Genomic DNA, 17,911 nt, shown 5'->3' with positions numbered 1-17,911 from the left:
TTTGCTGCGGCCCTGATGGAGCAGATATATGCGACGCAGATATATGCGACTCGGGCCGGTGCGGGATGAAAATTACAAGGCTACAGATCGGAACATATGACCCGAATTTCCACACAACAAGCGCGACACATGCGCACCTGTTGCAAATGGGGCACCCCTGCGCGGCATTGTCTGCTGGACTGAACGCAAATCCCCGGCTAAATAGCGCCACGGAAAGGCTGCGCAACACGCGGCCCCACGTCGTATAGGCCGATTTTGGCCGAAGAATGGAGAAAACCTCGTGTCCCACGCAGAAGATCACGAAGGCACCCGCAGGGATTTCCTGTATTACGCCACCGCCGGCGCCGGTGCTGTGGCGACGGGTGCCGCCGTCTGGCCGCTTGTCAATCAGATGAACCCCTCCGCCGATGTGCAGGCTCTGTCCTCGATTCGCGTTGACGTGTCGGGTGTGGAAACCGGAACGCAGCTGACGGTGAAATGGCTGGGTAAGCCGGTCTTCATCCGCCGCCGGACCGAGGAAGAGATCGCTCAGGGCCGCGCCGATGACAGCGCCACCCTGATCGACCCGCTGTCGCAGAACGCGAACAAGCCCGATACGGACGCGTCCGACGCGAACCGCACCCTGGACGAAGCTGGCGAATGGCTGGTGATGATCGGCGTGTGTACCCACCTGGGCTGCGTTCCGATCGGTAACGGTGCGGGTGACTTTGGCGGCTGGTTCTGCCCCTGCCACGGGTCGCACTATGACACCGCCGGCCGTATCCGCAAGGGCCCGGCCCCGCGGAACCTGGACGTGCCTGTCGCCGCGTTCGAAGACGCAACCACCATTAAACTGGGTTAAGGAGCGCGCACATGTCCGGAATCCCGCACGATCATTACGAGCCCAAAACGGGCGCAGAGAAGTGGCTGCATACGCGCCTGCCCGTCGTTGGCCTTCTCTATGATACCATCATGATCCCCACGCCTAAGAACCTGAACTGGATGTGGATCTGGGGTATTATCCTGACTTTCTGCCTGGCTTTGCAGATCGTCACCGGCATCATTCTGGTGATGCACTACACCCCGCATGTCAGCCTGGCCTTCTCCTCGGTCGAGCATATCATGCGTGACGTGAATGGCGGCTATATGATCCGCTATCTGCACGCCAACGGGGCCTCGCTGTTCTTTGTGGCTGTGTATCTGCACATCTTCCGCGGCCTGTACTACGGTTCGTACAAGGCACCCCGCGAAATCACCTGGATCATCGGTATGCTGATCTATCTGATGATGATGGGCACCGCGTTCATGGGCTATGTTCTGCCCTGGGGGCAGATGTCCTTCTGGGGGGCGACCGTGATCACCGGCCTGTTTGGCGCGATTCCCTTCATTGGTGAGCCGATCCAGACCTGGCTGCTGGGCGGACCGGCCGTGGATAACGCCACGCTGAACCGCTTCTTCTCGCTGCACTATCTGCTGCCCTTCGTGATTGCTGCGCTTGTCGCCGTACACATCTGGGCTTTCCACACCACCGGGAACAACAACCCCACTGGTGTTGAGGTGCGTCGCGGTTCCAAAGAAGAGGCCGAGAAAGACACCCTGCCGTTCTGGCCCTACTTCGTGATCAAGGACATCTTTGCCCTGGCCGTTGTTCTGCTGGTCTTCTTTGCCATCGTCGGTTTCATGCCGAACTATCTGGGCCACCCCGATAACTATATCGAGGCCAACCCGCTGGTTACCCCGGCACATATCGTGCCTGAATGGTACTTCCTGCCCTTCTACGCGATCCTGCGTGCCTTCACCGGCGATGTCTGGGTGGTGATGTTTGCCAGCTGGATCACCGGCGGCATCATCGACGCCAAGTTCTTCGGCGTGCTGGCCATGTTCGGTGCCATCGCCGTGATGGCGCTGGCCCCCTGGCTGGATACCTCGCGGGTGCGTTCGGGCCGGTATCGTCCGATGTTCAAATGGTGGTTCTGGCTGCTGGCCGTCGACTTTGTCGTGCTGATGTGGGCCGGTGCAATGCCTGCCGAGCCTCCGTACTCGACCATCTCGCTGATTGGCGCCACCTACTGGTTTGCGTACTTCCTGGTCATCCTGCCGCTGCTGGGTGTGATCGAAAAACCCAGCGCAATGCCGGAAACGATCGAGGAAGACTTCAACAACCACTACGGCAAACCCGCCGAATAAGTAAGGAAACGGGATAATGTTTAAGAAACTCGCGACTTCCGCAGTTGCCGCCCTGACCCTTTCGGCTGGCGCTGCTCTGGCAGCCGGTGGTGCAGGCCATGTGCATGACGTGGACTTCTCGTTCGAAGGGCCTTTCGGCAAATTCGATCAGAACCAGCTGCAACGCGGTTTGCAGGTCTACACCGAGGTCTGCTCGGCCTGTCACGGCCTGAAATTCGTGCCGATCCGCACCCTGGCCGACGAAGGCGGCCCGCATCTGCCCGAAGATCAGGTGCGTGCCTATGCCGCTCAGTTCGACATCTACGATGAAGAGCTGGAAGACGACCGCCCGCGCAAAGCGTCGGACTTCTTCCCCGAAGGGGGCGATCCCAACGCGCCTGACCTGTCGCTGATGGCGAAGGCGCGCTCGGGCTTCCACGGTCCTTACGGCACCGGCATGAACCAGCTGTTCAAAGGTATCGGTGGCCCCGAATATATCGTCTCGATCCTGACCGGCTATACCGGCAAGGAAAAAGAGGAAGCGGGCACCACCTACTACGAAAACACCGCCTTCCCCGGCGGCTGGATTTCGATGGCCCCCCCGCTGGCCGGTGAGGATGTCGAATACGCCGATGGCCACTCGACCGATCTGCACCACGAAGCCGAGGACGTCGCGGCCTTCCTGATGTGGACCGCCGAGCCCAAGATGATGGCCCGCCAGCAGACCGGCTTCGTCGCCGTTCTGATGCTGACCATCCTGTCGGTTCTGCTGTACCTGACCAACAAGAAAATCTGGGCCCCCGTCAAGAAAGCCGCCAAAAAGGCCTAAACCTGACGACCCCTGAATGCGATGAAAGCCCCGCCGGTCTGGCGGGGCTTTTGCCGTTTTGCGGTATCAGATTGGGCGCCTGCGGCGCTCTGGATGTCTCGTCCTTGGCCTGCGGCCGCGTCCTCGGGCGTGACGCAGATTGTTGATGTGGTGATTTTTGATGCCTCCGGCGGGAGTATTTGGGTCAAAAAGAAATCCACTTATCCACCAGGCAGAGTGTTTTCTTGTGATGAGCGAATATTGTTGCATCAGATGCCGTTAAGCATAGCGAGGCGCGCGCCGGAGTGCTGTTTCCCATGCTTGACAGTGTGATGCGATGCAAAACTCTGAGCGATATTCTTATAAGCAGAGTTGTTGTCGGTCATCGGTTGTGGAAGGACTGATCCGCTTTTTCTGAGGGGCGCGTCCCGTGTGTTCGGGATGAGTGCTACCGCTGATCAGGACCATAGGCTGACCCGGCCTCAGGATCTGTGCTATCAGGGCAGAGGTGGTTCTCTTGCGGGGTATCAGTACCAGAAGGCTTGCTGTGCTCTAGATCAGCAGGCTGAGGTTGCCACAGTCTGGACCATGGTGATCAGAGGGTTAAATCCTCGCTTCCAGCAAGATATGCGCATGGCGATCGCCGAGCATCTTGTTTCTTTCTGATCTAAATACTCATTTTCCAACCTAGAGTATCAGCGCATCAGGTCGGGCAGGTCTCCGTTCAGACCTGCAGCTTCTCGCATGAAGCTGCGGCGCAAGCCGGGAAAGGCGTTGATGGCGCCCATACCAATGTCCCGGCTCAGTCTGAGCAGGGGATTGTCGTTTGAAAACAGTTTATTGGTTAGATCCGTGGTCAGCGCCAATGTGGATGTATCGAAGCGGCGCCATTCCTGGTAGCGGTTCAGTACCAGCTCCGAGGCGAAATCTTCGCCGCGTTGTCTGGCGTGGGTCAGCACATGTGCCAGGGCGGCGACATCGCGCAGGCCAGCGTTCAGCCCCTGGCCCGCGATGGGGTGCATCCCGTGGGCCGCGTCTCCGATCAGGGCCAGCCGGGGGGCGGTAAGGCTGTTCGCGACTGTCAGGTTCAGCGGGTAGGTAAAGCGTTTCCCGACGAGACGGATATTGTCCAGGAAGTCTCCGAAACGGGGGCGCAGCACCTGTACATAGTCCTCATCCGAAAGGCTATGGAACAGCGCGGCGTTTTCGTGGGTTTCGGACCAGACGATTGAGGACATGTTGCCCGGCAGCGGCAGGATCGCCAGCGGGCCGGGGGGCATGAAAAACTGGTGCGCGATGCCTTTGTGGGGCAGGTCGTGCTCGATTGCGCAGACCAGGGCAGTTTGCCCGTAATCCCAGCCGCTGCGCTTGATCCCGGCGCGTTCGGCCGTGCCCGAGCGGCGTCCGTCTGCGCCAATCAGCAGCTTACCGCGCAGCAACCGCCCCGAGGCCAGGGTCAGCGTGACCCCGGTTGCATCGCTTTCTTGTGCGGTGACGGTTTCGCCGTTCAGCACTGTGATCCGGTCGGTCAGGGCCATCGCCTGAGCCAGGGCGCGGCGCAAGAAGCGGTCTTCAAGCATATAGCCCATCGGGCCTTCTTCGATTTCGGTATGGTCGAAATGCAGAAAGAATGGGGACAGCGGGCCCTCGCCGGCGCGGCCATCGCTGACCTTGATTTCCAGCATCGGCTGCGATTGCGGCGCGACCTGATCCCACACGCCGATGCCAGTCAGCAAGCGTTTCGAGGCCAGCGCCAGCGCATAGCCGCGCCCGTCGAAATTGTCATCGGTCTGAACGCCGCCCGGCAGGGCGTCGATCACGGTTGAGCTGAACCCGGCCTGAGCCAGGGCAAGCGCCAGAGCGGGGCCGTTCAGCCCGCCTCCGACGATCAGGATGTCGCTATCGGTGTTCATGCGGCAAATATGGCGCGTGATGCGGGATTGTCCATGCGTTCCGCTGCCGCTACCGTGCGACAAAACCGAAAAGGGATGGCTATGCAGGACTGGCTTTGGAAAAGCGCCACGGATCTGGGGCGCGGGATTGGCGATGGCTCGATTGATGCGGTGGCGCTGACGCAAACCTATCTTGCGGCGATCGACGGCCATGAATTTCGGGATCGGATATATTCCGCTGTCACCCATGACCGCGCACTGGCCGAGGCCGAGGCCGCGGCGGCCCGTGCCAGGGCCGGGGCGCGTCTGTCCCCCGTTGATGGGGTTCCGGTCAGCTGGAAGGATCTGTTCGATTCGGCCGGCACCGCGACCGAGGCGGGATCGGCCCTGCTAAAAGGCCGCGTGCCGGACCGCGACGCCTGGGTGCTGCGCAATGCCACGGCTTTGGGGCTGGTCTGCCTGGGTAAAACCCACATGAGCGAGCTGGCCTTTTCCGGGCTGGGGCTGAACCCGGTGACCGAGACGTCACCGTGTGTGAATGATCATGCAGCGGTTTCTGGCGGGTCTTCTTCGGGGGCGGCGACCTCGGTGGCCTTTGGGCTGGCGGCCTGCGCGATTGGATCGGATACCGGCGGGTCGGTGCGCATTCCGGCGGCCTGGAACGATCTGGTGGGGCTGAAAACCACCGCCGGGCGCATCCCGCTAACCGGGGTGGTGCCCCTGTGCAAAAGCTTCGATACGATTGGGCCGCTGTGCCGCTCGGTTCCGGATGCGGCGATGATGCTGGCCATGCTGGAGGGCGGCAAACCGGCCGATCTGCGCGGCGCGACACTGAAGGGGAAACGCTTTGCCGCGCTGCAATCGGTGGTGCTGGATGGCATTCGCCCGCAGCCGCTGGCCGCGTTTAACTCTGCCCTGGACAAACTGCGCGACGCCGGGGCCATCATCGAACCCATCGAGGCCCCCGAAGTGGCGCAGGCCATGGCGTTGGCCGGTCCTTTGTTCCCAACCGAGGCCTATGGCCAGTGGCGCGACGTCATTGAGGCCAACCCCGACCTGATGTTCGATCGCATTCTGGACAGGTTCCGCGGCGGGGCGCAGTTCAGCGCGCCAGAGTATGTACAGGCATGGGAACAGCTGACGCAGCTCCGGCTGACATGGTATGCGCGGGTGCAGGGTTTTGATGCGGTGCTGTGCCCCAGCTCTCCGGTTTTGCCGCCAAACGTGGATCGGCTGCTAAGCGACGATGACTATTATGTCTCGGAGAACCTGCTGGCGCTGCAAAACACCCGTGTGGGGAATCTGATGGGCAATTGTGGGGTGACGCTGCCGACGGGCGTGCCGTCCTGTGGTGTGATCTTCAACGGGCTGCCCCTGCAAGAGGAACGCCTGCTGCGCCTGGCCGCCGCCGCCGATCCCGTCCTGCGCGGCTGATCCAGCCGATCTGTTGCAGGATTTCCCAATCCGGGGCAGCGTTTACATCGCTATGACTGGACGAAAGCCGCGCGCTTGGGTACTCTGGCGTCAAACGGGGCGATAATGATCCCGAACACCGAGGCAGTATCTGATGTTTCCCGAGCGGTTTTCCAACCTACCGGCTTATGCGTTCCCGCGTCTGCGCGCCCTATTGGATGTGCATGAACCCGGCGGGCCGGTCATGCATATGACGATCGGCGAGCCCAAACACGCCTTTCCCGATTGGGTGGGCGATCTGCTGGCGCAGAATATCGCGGGTTTTGGGCAGTATCCGCCCAATGACGGCACGCCCGGTCTGCGCGCTGCGATCACCGGGTTTCTGGATCGGCGCTATGGGGTGCAGCTGGACCCCGATACGCAGGTGATGCCGCTGAACGGCACGCGCGAGGGGCTGTATAACGCGGCCATGGCCTTGATCCCCGAGGCCCGAAACGGACAGAAACCCACCGTTCTGATCCCCAACCCGTTTTATCAGGTCTATATGATTGGCACGCTGTCCGTGCAGGCCGAGCCTGTTTTCGTCTCGGCCACGCGTGAAAACGGCTATCTGCCGGATTATACCGCCCTGCCGCCCGACGTGCTGACGCGCACCGCCGCGGCCTATATCTGTAGCCCGGCCAACCCGCAGGGTGCGGTGGCCAGCCGCGCCTATTGGGCCGATCTGATCCGTCTGGCCGAACAATATGATTTCCAGATCTTCGCGGATGAATGCTATTCCGAGATCTACCGTGACACCCCGCCCCCCGGCGCGTTGGAGGTGGCCAGGGACATGGGTGCCGATCCCGAGCGCGTGATCGTGTTCCATTCTCTGTCGAAACGGTCAAACTTGCCGGGGCTGCGCTCGGGCTTTGTGGCGGGCGGTGTCGAAAGCCTGAAGCGGATCAAACAGTTGCGCGCCTATGCGGGGGCGCCTTTGCCGCTGCCGATTCAGCATGTTTCGCAAAAGGTGTGGGAAGACGAGGCGCATGTGATCGAGAATCGCCGCCTCTATGGGGAAAAATATGCCGTCGCGGATGAGGTCTTTGCCTCGATCCAGGGGTATCAGGGGCCTGAGGCCGGGTTTTTCCTGTGGCTTCCTGTCGAGGACGGCGAGCAGGCCGCGCTGAAGGCCTGGACAGAAACCGGCATCCGCGTCCTGCCGGGCGCGTATCTAAGCCGCGACGTGAACGGGGAAAACCCCGGCAAAAACTATATCCGGGTCGCCATGGTGGCCCCAAAAGAAGAGCTGCGCGCAGGCCTGATCCGTCTGCGCGACTGCATCTACAGGTAAGAGAACGAGGGCAGGAATGGCATTTCAAACCAGAGGACGAGACCCGCTTTTTGACAGCGATATGCAGGCTGCGATCGAAAAACGCGGGAAGGAACTGATCGGGATCGCTTTGGCGATTGTGGGGGTGGCCGCCGTGGCCATGATGGCGTCCTACAGCCCGGATGATCCTTCGTTCATGTTGGCCACGGACGCGCCGGTGCAGAATCTGCTGGGGCGGCTGGGGGCCTCGATTACTGCGCCGATGTTCATGATTCTGGGGCTGGGATCCTGGGGGCTGGCGATTGCCCTGCTGGCCTGGGGATTCCGTTTCGGCCTGCATCTGGGCGAGGAGCGCGCGCTAAGCCGTGCGCTGCTGACTCCGATCTGGATGGCGGTGCTGTCCGTCTATGCCTCGACCCTGGCGCCCGGTCCCGATTGGGGGCAGGGCTTTGGCCTGGGGGGGCATTTCGGGGATACCGTTCTGGGGGTTTTGCTGAATATCCTGCCGTTCAGCATGGCCTTTGGGATCAACCTGATGTCGATGCTTTTTGCTGTGGCCGCGATTGTTCTGGGCACCTATGTGCTGGGCTTTTCCGTGGCCGAACTGCGCCGCCTGTTCCGGTTCCTGCTGGTCGGGGTGGTGATGCTTTATGCGGTGCTGCTGACGGCTTTGGGGCGTGGGGCCTCGGGGGCTGTGGTGGCGGCACAGGAATTGCAGGCGCGTCAGCGGGCCCGCCGCGATGCGCGCGCTGCCGCTGCGCCTGCGGCCACGCCTGGCGCGCAGGACGAATGGGTTGAACCCTTCGACAATTACGCCGCGCATGACTATGAGGACGCCCCCGCGATCGAAGAGCCGGCCAAGCCCAGCCTGTTGCAGCGTGTGCCGGGCCTGATCCGCCGGCCCGAGCCGCTGCCCGAATCCGAACTGGTCGAGCCCGCCCTGGCGGCCGATCCCGGCCAGGCCCCCGGCGATGACCGTATTAAGGCCAAGATCGCGGATGTGATCCGTAGCCGCGCCGCCGCCCAGCCCGAGATTGCCGCGCCCCTGACCAAGGGCCGGGGCCGTGGTCCTTCGGCTCTGGTTCTGGAGGCCGATCCGGGCCCGTTGCCGCCCGAACCGCCGCTAACCGCCGCCCATGCGGACCTGCCCAGCGAGCCGCCGATGACCGCCGTCCCTGCGGCTTCGATCGAAATGCAGCCTGAACTGCCTGTTGAGCCGGCCTATACGGACGCGTTGCCTCAGGAAAACATCTTTGATGCCTCGTTCGAAACCATGCCCGAGGAAAGCTACACCGCGCCTGCCTCTGTTTCGGCCCCGGCCCCGGCCCCTGCGCCGCAGCCCGTGGCCCCGCCGCAAATCCCGGTAGAACAGCCGCGCAAAGTGGTGGTCAAACCGTTGAATCGCAAACCGATCCAGCCCTCGACCCAGGCGCAGAAAGAGGCGCAGCCGTCGTTGCAATTCGATGAAATGGCTGTGGAATTCGAGCTGCCTCCGCTGAATTTGCTGACCAACCCGGCCAATATTCAGCGCCATCACCTAAGCGACGAGGCGCTGGAAGAAAACGCGCGGATGCTGGAAAACGTGCTGGATGATTACGGCGTCAAAGGCGAGATCGTCAGCGTTCGCCCCGGCCCCGTCGTCACCATGTACGAACTGGAACCTGCGCCGGGCCTGAAGGCCAGCCGGGTGATCGGCCTGGCCGATGACATCGCGCGCAGCATGTCCGCACTGTCCGCGCGTGTGTCCACCGTGCCGGGGCGCAGCGTGATCGGGATCGAACTGCCCAATGAAAATCGTGAAAAGGTCGTCCTGCGCGAAATCCTGGCCGCGCGGTCCTTTGGCGATGCGAATATGAAACTGCCTCTGGCCCTGGGCAAAGACATCGGCGGCGAGCCGATCGTGGCGAACCTGGCCAAGATGCCTCACCTGCTGATCGCAGGGACCACGGGTTCGGGTAAATCTGTGGCGATCAACACGATGATCCTGTCGCTGCTGTATCGCCTGACGCCCGATGAATGCCGCATGATCATGATCGACCCCAAGATGCTGGAACTGTCGGTCTATGACGGTATCCCCCATCTGTTGAGCCCCGTTGTGACCGATCCGAAAAAGGCGGTCGTGGCCCTGAAATGGGTGGTCGGCGAAATGGAGGACCGTTACCGCAAGATGTCCAAAATGGGTGTGCGCAACATCGACGGCTATAACAGCCGCGTCGCGGATGCTCTGGCCAAGAACGAAACCTTCAGCCGGACCGTGCAGACGGGGTTCGATGACGAAACCGGCGATCCGGTGTTCGAGACCGAGGAGATCACTCCGGTCAAGATGCCCTATATCGTTGTTGTCGTTGACGAAATGGCCGATCTGATGATGGTCGCCGGTAAGGAAATCGAAGCCTGCATTCAGCGTCTGGCACAGATGGCGCGGGCCTCGGGGATCCATATTATCATGGCCACGCAGCGGCCCTCGGTGGATGTGATCACCGGCACGATCAAGGCCAACTTCCCCACGCGGATCAGTTTCCAGGTGACGTCCAAAGTGGACAGCCGCACGATCCTGGGCGAAATGGGTGCCGAGCAGCTGCTGGGCATGGGCGACATGCTGTATATGGCGGGGGGCGCGAAAATCACCCGTTGCCACGGCCCGTTCGTCAGCGACGAAGAGGTCGAGGAAATCGTCACCCATCTGAAGAGCTTTGGCCCGCCCGATTACGTCGGCGGTGTGGTCGAAGGTCCGGGTGAGGATAAGGCCGACAATATCGACGCGGTGCTGGGCCTGAACACCGGCGGCAACACGGACGCCGAGGATGCGCTCTATGACACGGCCGTGGCGATTGTGATCAAGGATCGCAAATGCTCGACGTCTTATATCCAGCGCAAACTGGCGATCGGCTATAACAAGGCCGCGCGTCTGGTGGAACAGATGGAAGACGAAGGCGTCGTCAGCGCCGCCAATCACGTCGGTAAACGCGAAATTCTGGTGCCCGAGCAATAAGCCGCCGCATCGCAGATTTGTGAGCTAAGTTCGGGTGCGTTCGCGCGCCCGAATGCCTATCTAGGGGATATGAAAATGTATCGCTACCTTCTTGCGCCGGTCTTTGCGGCGCTGGCTATCCCCGCCGCAGCCGACGAGCTGAGCCTGGATCAGATCTCGGATTATCTGAACAGCTTCGCCACGGCGCAGGGTAAGTTCACCCAAATTAACGATGATGGCTCGGTTTCGACGGGGCGTATCTGGCTGAAACGTCCGGGGCGCGCGCGGTTCGAATACGACCCGCCGACGCAGGCGCTGGTGCTGGCCGGGCAGGGGGCTGTCGCGATCTTTGACCCCAAAAGCAACACCGGCCCCGAAACCTATCCGCTGAAACAGACCCCGCTGAATATCGTGCTGCGGCGGAATGTGGATTTGACGCGCTCGGATATGGTGGCGGGGAAATCCTATGACGGCACCGCCACGACGGTAACCGCGATGGACCCCGAAAGCCCCGAATACGGCAATATCCAGCTGGTATTCACCGACGCGCCGGTGCAGCTGCGCCAATGGGTGATCAACGATCAGGCCGGCAGCGCAACGACCGTCGTTCTGGGCGAAATGGAGTTCGGCCCGCGGATCAAAAACTCGATCTTCGACATCCGGGCCGCAACCGAGAACATCACCGACGGGCGCTGACCCGCGCGCTTAGCGTAAGCGGCGCGGGCAGGTGGCCAGCTGCGCCTCATAGCGCTGAGCGCGTGCGCCCACCTCGGCCGAGATCCGCATCAGCCAGCTTTTGCGCTTATAGCTGCCGCGCGCATAGCCGGTGTGGCCTTCGTGATAGGCCAGATACTGGTGACGCGCATTGTGCAGGCTGATCCCGTTCTTTTCGCGCGATTTGTTCATGTACCAGCCCATAAAGTCCGTCGCATCGCGGATTTTATCACGCCGGGCGCCGTAACTGTTGGTGGCGCGCCGGTATTCATCCCAGGTGCCATCCAGCGCCTGCGCATAACCATAGGCCGAGCTTTGCCGCCCCATCGGAATCACGCCCAGCACATAGCGGAACGGTGTGCGGGCGTTGCCGATGAATTTGCTTTCCTGATAGATCGTGGCCATCTGCACATGTACCGGCACGCCCCAGCGGCGCTCGGTCGCGCGGAAGGCGCGGGCATATTTGGGGCGCTGCGCCAGGATTGAACAGGCATTATCCAAATTGCGCGGGGCCGAATAGTTCCCCCCGCCGCAGGATGCCAGCAGCACAATCATGACCAACACGCGAAGAGTTCTGCTCATTTGCCTCTCGCTTTCTTTGTTTTTTGGCATTTTAGCGAAAATTGCCCGTTGGGGAAATGACAATTCCGCGTGATTGTCCGCGTTACAACAGCACGGCCAGCATGATCGGGATCGCGAACACGGACATTACCGTTGAAACCACCACCAGCCCGGCGACGGATTCGGCATCGGCTCCGTATTTTTCGGCCAGCAGATACGAGGTGACAGCCACGGGTGTGGACAATTGCAGCACCAGAACGGCAAAGGCGGTGCGATCCAGATGAAACCACAGCCCCACCCCCCAGGTCAGCCCAAAGCACAGCGCCAGCTTGGCCAGCGAAATCCAGATGGCGCGGCCCACATGGCCCGGCGTCATCCGCGCCACGGCCACGCCCAGGGTGATCAGCATGATCGGAATCGCCATCTGGCCGATCAGCTCCAGCGCGTTGGTCAGAAAAATCGGCGTCTGCCAGCCCTGCCACAGGAACAGACCGCCCAGCAGGGTCGCCGCAACCAGAGGCTCCTTGACGACTTTGGCCAGCGATCCGCCGCCCGCCACCAGCCAGACCCCAAAGGTGAAAGACCAGACTGCCATCACCGCGAAGACCACGACAGCATAGCCCAGCCCGACCTCGCCAAAGGCGAACATCGCCAGCGGCAGGCCCAGGTTGCCCGTATTGCCGAAAATGATGGGGGCCAGAAAGGTCCGGACATCCAGCCGCGTCAGCCGGACCAGCGCCCAGGCCGCCACCGAGACCACGCCATATGCGGCCGCCGAGGCAAAAAACAACGAGGTCAGCGCCTCGGGCTGTATCTGCGTCTTCATCAGAGCGGTGAAAATCAGGCAGGGAACGGCCAGCGTCATGGCCAGCCGCGTGACAAATTCCACCCGGTATTCGAACCCGACCTTCACCCATCCAAACCCGACCGCCGCCAAAATGAACACCGGCGCCGTTATTTCCAACACTGTCAAAGCAAGGTTCACAGACTGTTTCCCGCTATTTTCTGTCAATTCATGGACATTCACCCGAGTTTACGTCTATCCATGGCTTTAAGGGGCTGCAATCTAATGCTTAAGACGCGTGCGAAATACCATTTGGGACAGATTGTCCGTCACAAAAAACACCCGTTCCGCGGCGTGGTTTTTGACGTTGATCCGCGTTTTAACAACACCGAGGAATGGTATCACTCGATCCCCGAGGACAGCCGCCCCTCGAAAGAGCAGCCGTTCTACCATCTGCTGGCCGAAAACGATCAGAGCTATTACGTGGCCTATGTGTCCGAGCAAAACCTGATCGCCGACTATTCCGGAGAGCCGGTCAGCCACCCCGACATCCCTGATCTGTTCGGCCCGTTCGAAGATGGCCAGTACCCGCTGCAATTTCAGCTGAACTAGGGTTTAGTAGCCCAGGGCGCAGCCATCTTTGCGGGGGTCCGAGCCGCCCTCCAGTACGCCATCTTCGCGAATAAGAATGGCCTGGGCCCCGCCAATCGGCTGTTCGGGGATGCGGACATCATGGCCCAGATCGGCCAGCTCTTGCCGGACAGCCTCCGAATAGCCCCGCTCGACATTCATCTGCCCGGCATCGCTGAACGTCCGGGGCGCGTCGATTGCCTCTTGCGGGGGCAAGCCGAAATCCTCGATATTCGAGACAAAACGCGCGTGGCCGTTCGGCTGATAGGCCCCGCCCATCACACCAAAGGGCATGGTCACGCGCCCATTTTGGCGCAACATGCCCGGAATGATGGTGTGCATCGGGCGTTTGCCGCCGGCCAGCTCGTTCGGGTGTCCGGGCTCCAGGCTGAAACCCGCGCCCCGGTTCTGGAACAAAATCCCGAATTTCGGGCTGGCGATCCCCGATCCAAACCCATGAAAAATCGAGTAAATCAGGGACACTGCCATGCGATCCCGGTCAACCACGGTAATATAAACCGTGTCTTTGTGGATTGCCTCGGTCAGCGGGGCTGCCGCAGGAATCGTGCGCCCAGGATTGATCAGACCGGCCAGTTTCGCGGCGGTTTCCGGTGCCAGCATATGCGCCAGCCGCGAGGTATGATCAGGATCGGCCAGCAAACGGTTTCGCGCGTCATACGCCAGTTTTGCGGCCTCTGCCTCGATATGTGCGCGGCGGCTGCCGAATGGATCCATCCCAGAAATATCAAAATGCTTCAGTATGTTAAGCATTAATATGGCCGTTGCGCCCTGCCCATTTGGCGGGTGCTCAACCAGATCGACGGATTTATACGTGCCGCTGATCGGTGTCGTCGGTGTGCAGGCTGTTGCGGCGAAATCCTCGGCTGTGTGTTGCCCGCCCAAGGCCTGCAAAGCGCCCAGCATGTCCTCGGCCACCTCACCCTCGTAGAAGGCGCTGCGCCCATCGCGGGCGATTCGGCGCAGCACGTCAGCCTGTCCGAGGGCAGTGAAAAGCTGGCCGGTTTTGCCTGGCTGTCCGTCGATCAGAAAATGGCGTTTGCCCGCGTCATTCAGGCACGCGGCCGCAGTGGGCCAGTCAAAGGCAACGCGCGGGGCGACGGGGACGCCGGTTTCGGCGTAGTGGATAGAGGGCGCCAGCAGCACGTCCAGCCCAAGCTTGCCGTATTGCTCCGACATATGGCAGAAGGCATCGACCGCGCCGGGGATTGTCACCGCATCTGCACTGTCAAGCGGCACCGTTGTCAGCCCTTTTGCGCGCAAATCGCTGGCGGTGGCTTTGCCGGGCGCGCGCCCCGAGCCATTCAGCGCCAAGATTTCGTCGGACCCTGCCGGGCTGATCAAAGCAAAACAGTCCCCGCCAATGCCCGTCATTTGCGGCTCGCAGATGCCCAGTAGCACCGCTCCGGCAATCGCAGCATCGACGGCGTTGCCGCCACGTTCCAAGATGTCGATTGCGGTTTTGGCTGCCAATGGATGCGAGGTTGCGCACATGCCATTGCTTGCGAAGACGGCTGATCGGCCGGGCTGGTGAAAATCTCTCATCTGAGGCTCCCTGAGTTCCGCTTCGGACTTTAGGCAATCTTGTTGCCAAGTCCATGCCCCGCGGAACGATCAGGAGAAAGGTAGACCTCGACGTCGCGCACTGGGTGGGGGCTGTAAACGCGCGACGCCGAGGGAAGCTCTTGCAGCTACACCGTCTTTTTGACTCAGGTTTCGGGCGCGAATATGAGGTGAATCGGGCAATTCTGCGGCGCGTTGGATTTGCGCCAGGATTACGTGAGGGGAATCGCCATCCGCAGGCAGTTTGTATCCCCCACACGATGATAGGCCAGATTTTCAGTCATGTTCTGAATCAGCAGCCAGCCAAACCCGCCTTCGGGCAGATCGTCCAGGGGGACGTCTGTGTCGGGCGCGGATCTTTCGGCAAAAACGTGGACGGGTACGGGGGGGCCCTGATCCATGATGGCGACGTCCAGCCGGTCAACCTGTGATTTGCACTGCAATTCGATACTGCCCTGCCCGGTTTCGGCATAGGCATGTTCAACCACGTTGTTCAGCGCTTCGGCCAGGACGATTTCCACGGTGCCTCTGTCCATCTCTCCGATTCCGATTTCAGTCAGAAAGGACAGCAGGCTGGTCAAAGTCTGGCGGACACCCATTTCAGTGGCGTCAAATCGGATGTCGAACCGGTTCGGCACGGTTAGCTCGCTCCGCTTGGGGAAATGAAAATCCGTTTCAGGCCCGATCAGCATGAAGGCCTACAGCATCTTCGACCGAAGGATGAATGGCAAAGACCATATCCATACGGGTCAGGCGAAACACCTTTTCGACATTTGGCATCAGGCCGGCCAGGTGGAGTTTGCGCGCATTGCCCAGCTGTTTCATCGCAGCCACGATCGCGCCCAGGCCGCTGGAATCGATAAAGCTTACGGTGCTGAGATCCAGCACCACCTCTGAAGATCCGCCCTCGGTCAGCTGGCGCATCTGATCCTTGAACGCGATGGCGACGGCGGCATCAATCCGGTCTTCCTCGACCGAGACGACTTGATAACCGCCTTGCGCGGCACTGGACATTTGCATGGAAACCTCTTTCACGACACTCTTTCCCGAGCGACGCTAAGACGAAATCCTTACCATTCCGTATTCAGCCGCCAGCCAGGTGCGGATTTCAGTCGAATCGCGCCAGGCGGTCGATCTGGGGTGCCATGGTGCACCACTTATCCTCGACCTGGACCCAGACGGCATCGCGCTCTGTGGCGTGAATGGTGATCCGCCCGGCCTCCATCGAGATCACATCCGGGCTTAGCAGGTTCATAAACAGTGCAATCGCTTCGGTCGTCAGACACATGGCAACTCTCCTTCGCTTTTGATCAGCGACACAGAGCGTCCTCCGGCACCCTTGCCTGGAACGAGGGTAGGGCAGATGCGGGGGCTGCCCATCCATTATTGCTGCGGTGCGGCATTTAGGGCAGGGATGCTTCCGTTGATCGCTGAAAACTTAGGCAACTGTGGGTCTGAAACCTTAACGCGCCGCTGCCTGCCCGCACGTTGAGGCAGCCAGACGGGCTTGCACGGCGGCGGAAATTTTTATCCAATAAGCCGCGCAACAGGAGAAAAACATGCCAACCGGAAGCTGCGCCTGCGGGCAGATTCGCTATAGTTCAGAGGTGCCGCTCATGAATGGCTCGTGTTGTCATTGCAGCCAGTGCCGGAAAATGTCGGGGCATGTCTGGGCCTCTGCACAGGTGCCGCAAGAGGCGCTGACGATCACCGGGCCGGTGCACTGGATCTCGCTTACGCCACGGGCGCGGCGCGGGGTTTGCCCCGGTTGCGGAGCCTTTTTATTCTGGCAGGGCACGAACGAGGACAGCATCAGCATTGGCCTGGGCACGCTGGACGCGCCCGTGTCGGTCACACTGGAAAAGCACATCTTTACCGCCGACAAGGGCAGCTATTACCAGCTGACTGACGGGCTGCCGCAGCGCCCCTGAGCGGTTAGCTCAGCGCGTCCTTGTATTTCAGGAAACGCGGGTCCGTCATCACGCGGGCATTCATCGCCTCGCGCAGCGCCCCGACCGAGCTATGCGGCCGCATGACCACCTCGAAATCCGAGATCAACCCCTCTGCGTTCAGCGTGATCAGGTCCACGCCCACCGCGTCGCGATCACCGATTTTGCACTGAAACTCCAGCGCCCAGTCGTTGCCTTCACCCATGATGCGGCGATAGCGGAAATCCGAAAACACCTGCCCCACATGGCCCAGAACGGCGGCAACGGGGGCGCGCCCCTGCCAGGTTTTCCAATAGGTCGGGGGCAGGAATTTCACGTCCTCGGCCAGGATTGTTGCGATTTTTTCATCCTCGCCCGAGGCGACGATCTCGGCCATGCGCTGAATGGTTGGGTGCATTGGGGCTCCTCCGGTTTTGGGCAGGGTGGCAAGCGGGCCTGCCATCGCGCAAGTGTGACGTCGGGTTGCGCGTGCGGGCATCCCGGCGTAAGGGAGCCCATGTCCTTCAGCACCGATTATACTCCGCCCTCTGACCCGTTGGAGATTCTGCATCAGGATCACCAGATATTGGCGGTTAACAAACCCTCGGGTCTGTTGTCTGTGCCCGGACGGGGCGAACATCTGGCCGATTGCCTGCTGACCCGCGTGCAGGCGGTGTTCCCCGAGGCCTTGCTGGTGCATCGGCTGGATCGGGATACCTCGGGGGTGATGGTGTTTGCGCTCAGCCCCCATGCGCAGCGCAACCTGTCCATGCAATTCGAAAAACGCAGCACGCGGAAAACCTATGTCGCGCGCGTCTGGGGCCGGCTAGAGCCAAAGACGGGCACAGTGGATTTGCCGCTGATCGTGGATTGGCCGAATCGGCCGCGTCAGATGGTGGATCATGAAAACGGTAAGCCCGCCGTCACCGATTGGCGCGTGCTGCGCCATGCTGAGAACGAGACCCGCGTGCGGCTGATGCCAAGGACCGGGCGCTCGCATCAGCTGCGGGTGCATATGCTGGCGCTGGGGCATGTCATTCTGGGCGATCCGCTGTATGCGACGGGCGCGGCGGCCGATTTCCCGCGCCTGATGCTGCATTCCGAAGAGCTGCGCGTGAACCACCCCGAAAGCGGCGAGGGCATTCGTTTCCGCACGAAATCCCCGTTTTAGG

Annotated in this window: 18 protein-coding genes; 10 read left to right on the top strand and 8 right to left on the bottom strand. The window is 61.2% G+C overall.

Annotation, left to right across the window (positions count from 1 at the left end; all coding sequences use genetic code 11):
- Positions 1-280 precede the first annotated feature (280 nt).
- Genes petA through ACP15O_RS05765 form a run of 3 tightly spaced genes read left to right on the top strand, consistent with a single transcriptional unit; the run spans position 281 to position 2,974 of the window.
- Positions 281-841: a ubiquinol-cytochrome c reductase iron-sulfur subunit gene (gene petA, locus ACP15O_RS05775; RefSeq protein WP_425095097.1), complete on the top strand. Its 561-nt coding sequence runs from the start codon at positions 281-283 to the stop codon at positions 839-841.
- Positions 842-852: 11 nt separating this feature from the next.
- The gene (gene petB / locus ACP15O_RS05770; protein WP_425095096.1) at positions 853-2,166 is read left to right on the top strand and encodes a cytochrome b; all 1,314 of its coding nucleotides are present in this window, start codon (positions 853-855) and stop codon (positions 2,164-2,166) included.
- Between the two features lie 16 nt (positions 2,167-2,182).
- Entirely contained in the window at positions 2,183-2,974 is a 792-nt protein-coding gene (locus ACP15O_RS05765) for a cytochrome c1 (RefSeq protein WP_425095095.1), read from the top strand.
- A 674-nt stretch (positions 2,975-3,648) separates the two neighbouring features.
- Here ACP15O_RS05765 and ACP15O_RS05760 read toward each other — a convergent pair.
- Entirely contained in the window at positions 3,649-4,866 is a 1,218-nt protein-coding gene (locus ACP15O_RS05760) for a UbiH/UbiF/VisC/COQ6 family ubiquinone biosynthesis hydroxylase (RefSeq protein WP_425095094.1), read from the bottom strand.
- An 81-nt stretch (positions 4,867-4,947) separates the two neighbouring features.
- Here ACP15O_RS05760 and ACP15O_RS05755 point away from each other — a divergent pair, with 81 nt between their 5' ends.
- From ACP15O_RS05755 to ACP15O_RS05740, 4 genes are all read left to right on the top strand, one after another.
- Complete coding sequence (locus tag ACP15O_RS05755) at positions 4,948-6,279, top strand: amidase (RefSeq protein WP_425095093.1); 1,332 nt, start codon at positions 4,948-4,950, stop codon at positions 6,277-6,279.
- Positions 6,280-6,412: 133 nt separating this feature from the next.
- On the top strand, positions 6,413-7,591 hold the full coding sequence (locus tag ACP15O_RS05750; RefSeq protein ID WP_425095092.1) for an aminotransferase class I/II-fold pyridoxal phosphate-dependent enzyme: 1,179 nt from the start codon (positions 6,413-6,415) through the stop codon (positions 7,589-7,591).
- A 16-nt stretch (positions 7,592-7,607) separates the two neighbouring features.
- Positions 7,608-10,562, top strand: coding sequence for a DNA translocase FtsK (locus tag ACP15O_RS05745; RefSeq protein WP_425095091.1), 2,955 nt, complete (start codon positions 7,608-7,610; stop codon positions 10,560-10,562).
- A 69-nt stretch (positions 10,563-10,631) separates the two neighbouring features.
- Positions 10,632-11,237: a LolA family protein gene (locus ACP15O_RS05740; RefSeq protein ID WP_425095090.1), complete on the top strand. Its 606-nt coding sequence runs from the start codon at positions 10,632-10,634 to the stop codon at positions 11,235-11,237.
- Between the two features lie 9 nt (positions 11,238-11,246).
- Here the strand turns inward: ACP15O_RS05740 and ACP15O_RS05735 are convergent, their stop codons facing one another.
- Complete coding sequence (locus tag ACP15O_RS05735; RefSeq protein ID WP_425095089.1) at positions 11,247-11,837, bottom strand: transglycosylase SLT domain-containing protein; 591 nt, start codon at positions 11,835-11,837, stop codon at positions 11,247-11,249.
- Between the two features lie 82 nt (positions 11,838-11,919).
- Positions 11,920-12,801, bottom strand: coding sequence for an AEC family transporter (locus ACP15O_RS05730; protein WP_425095088.1), 882 nt, complete (start codon positions 12,799-12,801; stop codon positions 11,920-11,922).
- A gap of 84 nt (positions 12,802-12,885) precedes the next feature.
- Here ACP15O_RS05730 and hspQ point away from each other — a divergent pair, with 84 nt between their 5' ends.
- On the top strand, positions 12,886-13,212 hold the full coding sequence (hspQ, locus tag ACP15O_RS05725) for a heat shock protein HspQ (RefSeq protein ID WP_425095087.1): 327 nt from the start codon (positions 12,886-12,888) through the stop codon (positions 13,210-13,212).
- Positions 13,213-13,215: 3 nt separating this feature from the next.
- Here hspQ and ACP15O_RS05720 read toward each other — a convergent pair whose 3' ends face one another.
- The 4 genes from ACP15O_RS05720 to ACP15O_RS05705 form a co-directional block, all read right to left on the bottom strand.
- Positions 13,216-14,793, bottom strand: a complete 1,578-nt coding sequence (locus ACP15O_RS05720; RefSeq protein WP_425095086.1) for a gamma-glutamyltransferase family protein — start codon at positions 14,791-14,793, stop codon at positions 13,216-13,218.
- 230 nt (positions 14,794-15,023) lie between these two features.
- Positions 15,024-15,503, bottom strand: a complete 480-nt coding sequence (locus ACP15O_RS05715; RefSeq protein WP_425095085.1) for an ATP-binding protein — start codon at positions 15,501-15,503, stop codon at positions 15,024-15,026.
- A complete protein-coding gene (locus ACP15O_RS05710) occupies positions 15,487-15,831 on the bottom strand; it encodes an STAS domain-containing protein (protein WP_425095084.1) in 345 nt (114 codons plus the stop codon). The genes ACP15O_RS05715 and ACP15O_RS05710 overlap by 17 nt, the downstream gene beginning before the upstream one ends.
- Before the next feature lie 88 nt (positions 15,832-15,919).
- Entirely contained in the window at positions 15,920-16,099 is a 180-nt protein-coding gene (locus ACP15O_RS05705) for a hypothetical protein (protein ID WP_425095083.1), read from the bottom strand.
- Between the two features lie 271 nt (positions 16,100-16,370).
- Here ACP15O_RS05705 and ACP15O_RS05700 point away from each other — a divergent pair, with 271 nt between their 5' ends.
- Positions 16,371-16,742 (top strand): GFA family protein, encoded by a 372-nt coding sequence (locus ACP15O_RS05700; RefSeq protein WP_425095082.1) that lies wholly within the window; start codon positions 16,371-16,373, stop codon positions 16,740-16,742.
- Between the two features lie 4 nt (positions 16,743-16,746).
- On the opposite strand, the gene ACP15O_RS05695 is transcribed toward ACP15O_RS05700, so the two are convergent.
- Positions 16,747-17,157: a nuclear transport factor 2 family protein gene (locus ACP15O_RS05695; RefSeq protein WP_425095081.1), complete on the bottom strand. Its 411-nt coding sequence runs from the start codon at positions 17,155-17,157 to the stop codon at positions 16,747-16,749.
- A gap of 99 nt (positions 17,158-17,256) precedes the next feature.
- Here ACP15O_RS05695 and ACP15O_RS05690 point away from each other — a divergent pair, with 99 nt between their 5' ends.
- The gene (locus tag ACP15O_RS05690) at positions 17,257-17,910 is read left to right on the top strand and encodes an RluA family pseudouridine synthase (RefSeq protein WP_425095080.1); all 654 of its coding nucleotides are present in this window, start codon (positions 17,257-17,259) and stop codon (positions 17,908-17,910) included.
- Position 17,911: the final 1 nt, after the last annotated feature.

Source organism: Youngimonas ophiurae (nom. illeg.), from assembly GCF_049803795.1.
Lineage (GTDB): Bacteria > Pseudomonadota > Alphaproteobacteria > Rhodobacterales > Rhodobacteraceae > Thalassobius.
Note: the sequence above shows the minus strand (reverse complement) of the source record. Positions and strands in the feature narration are given on the sequence as shown.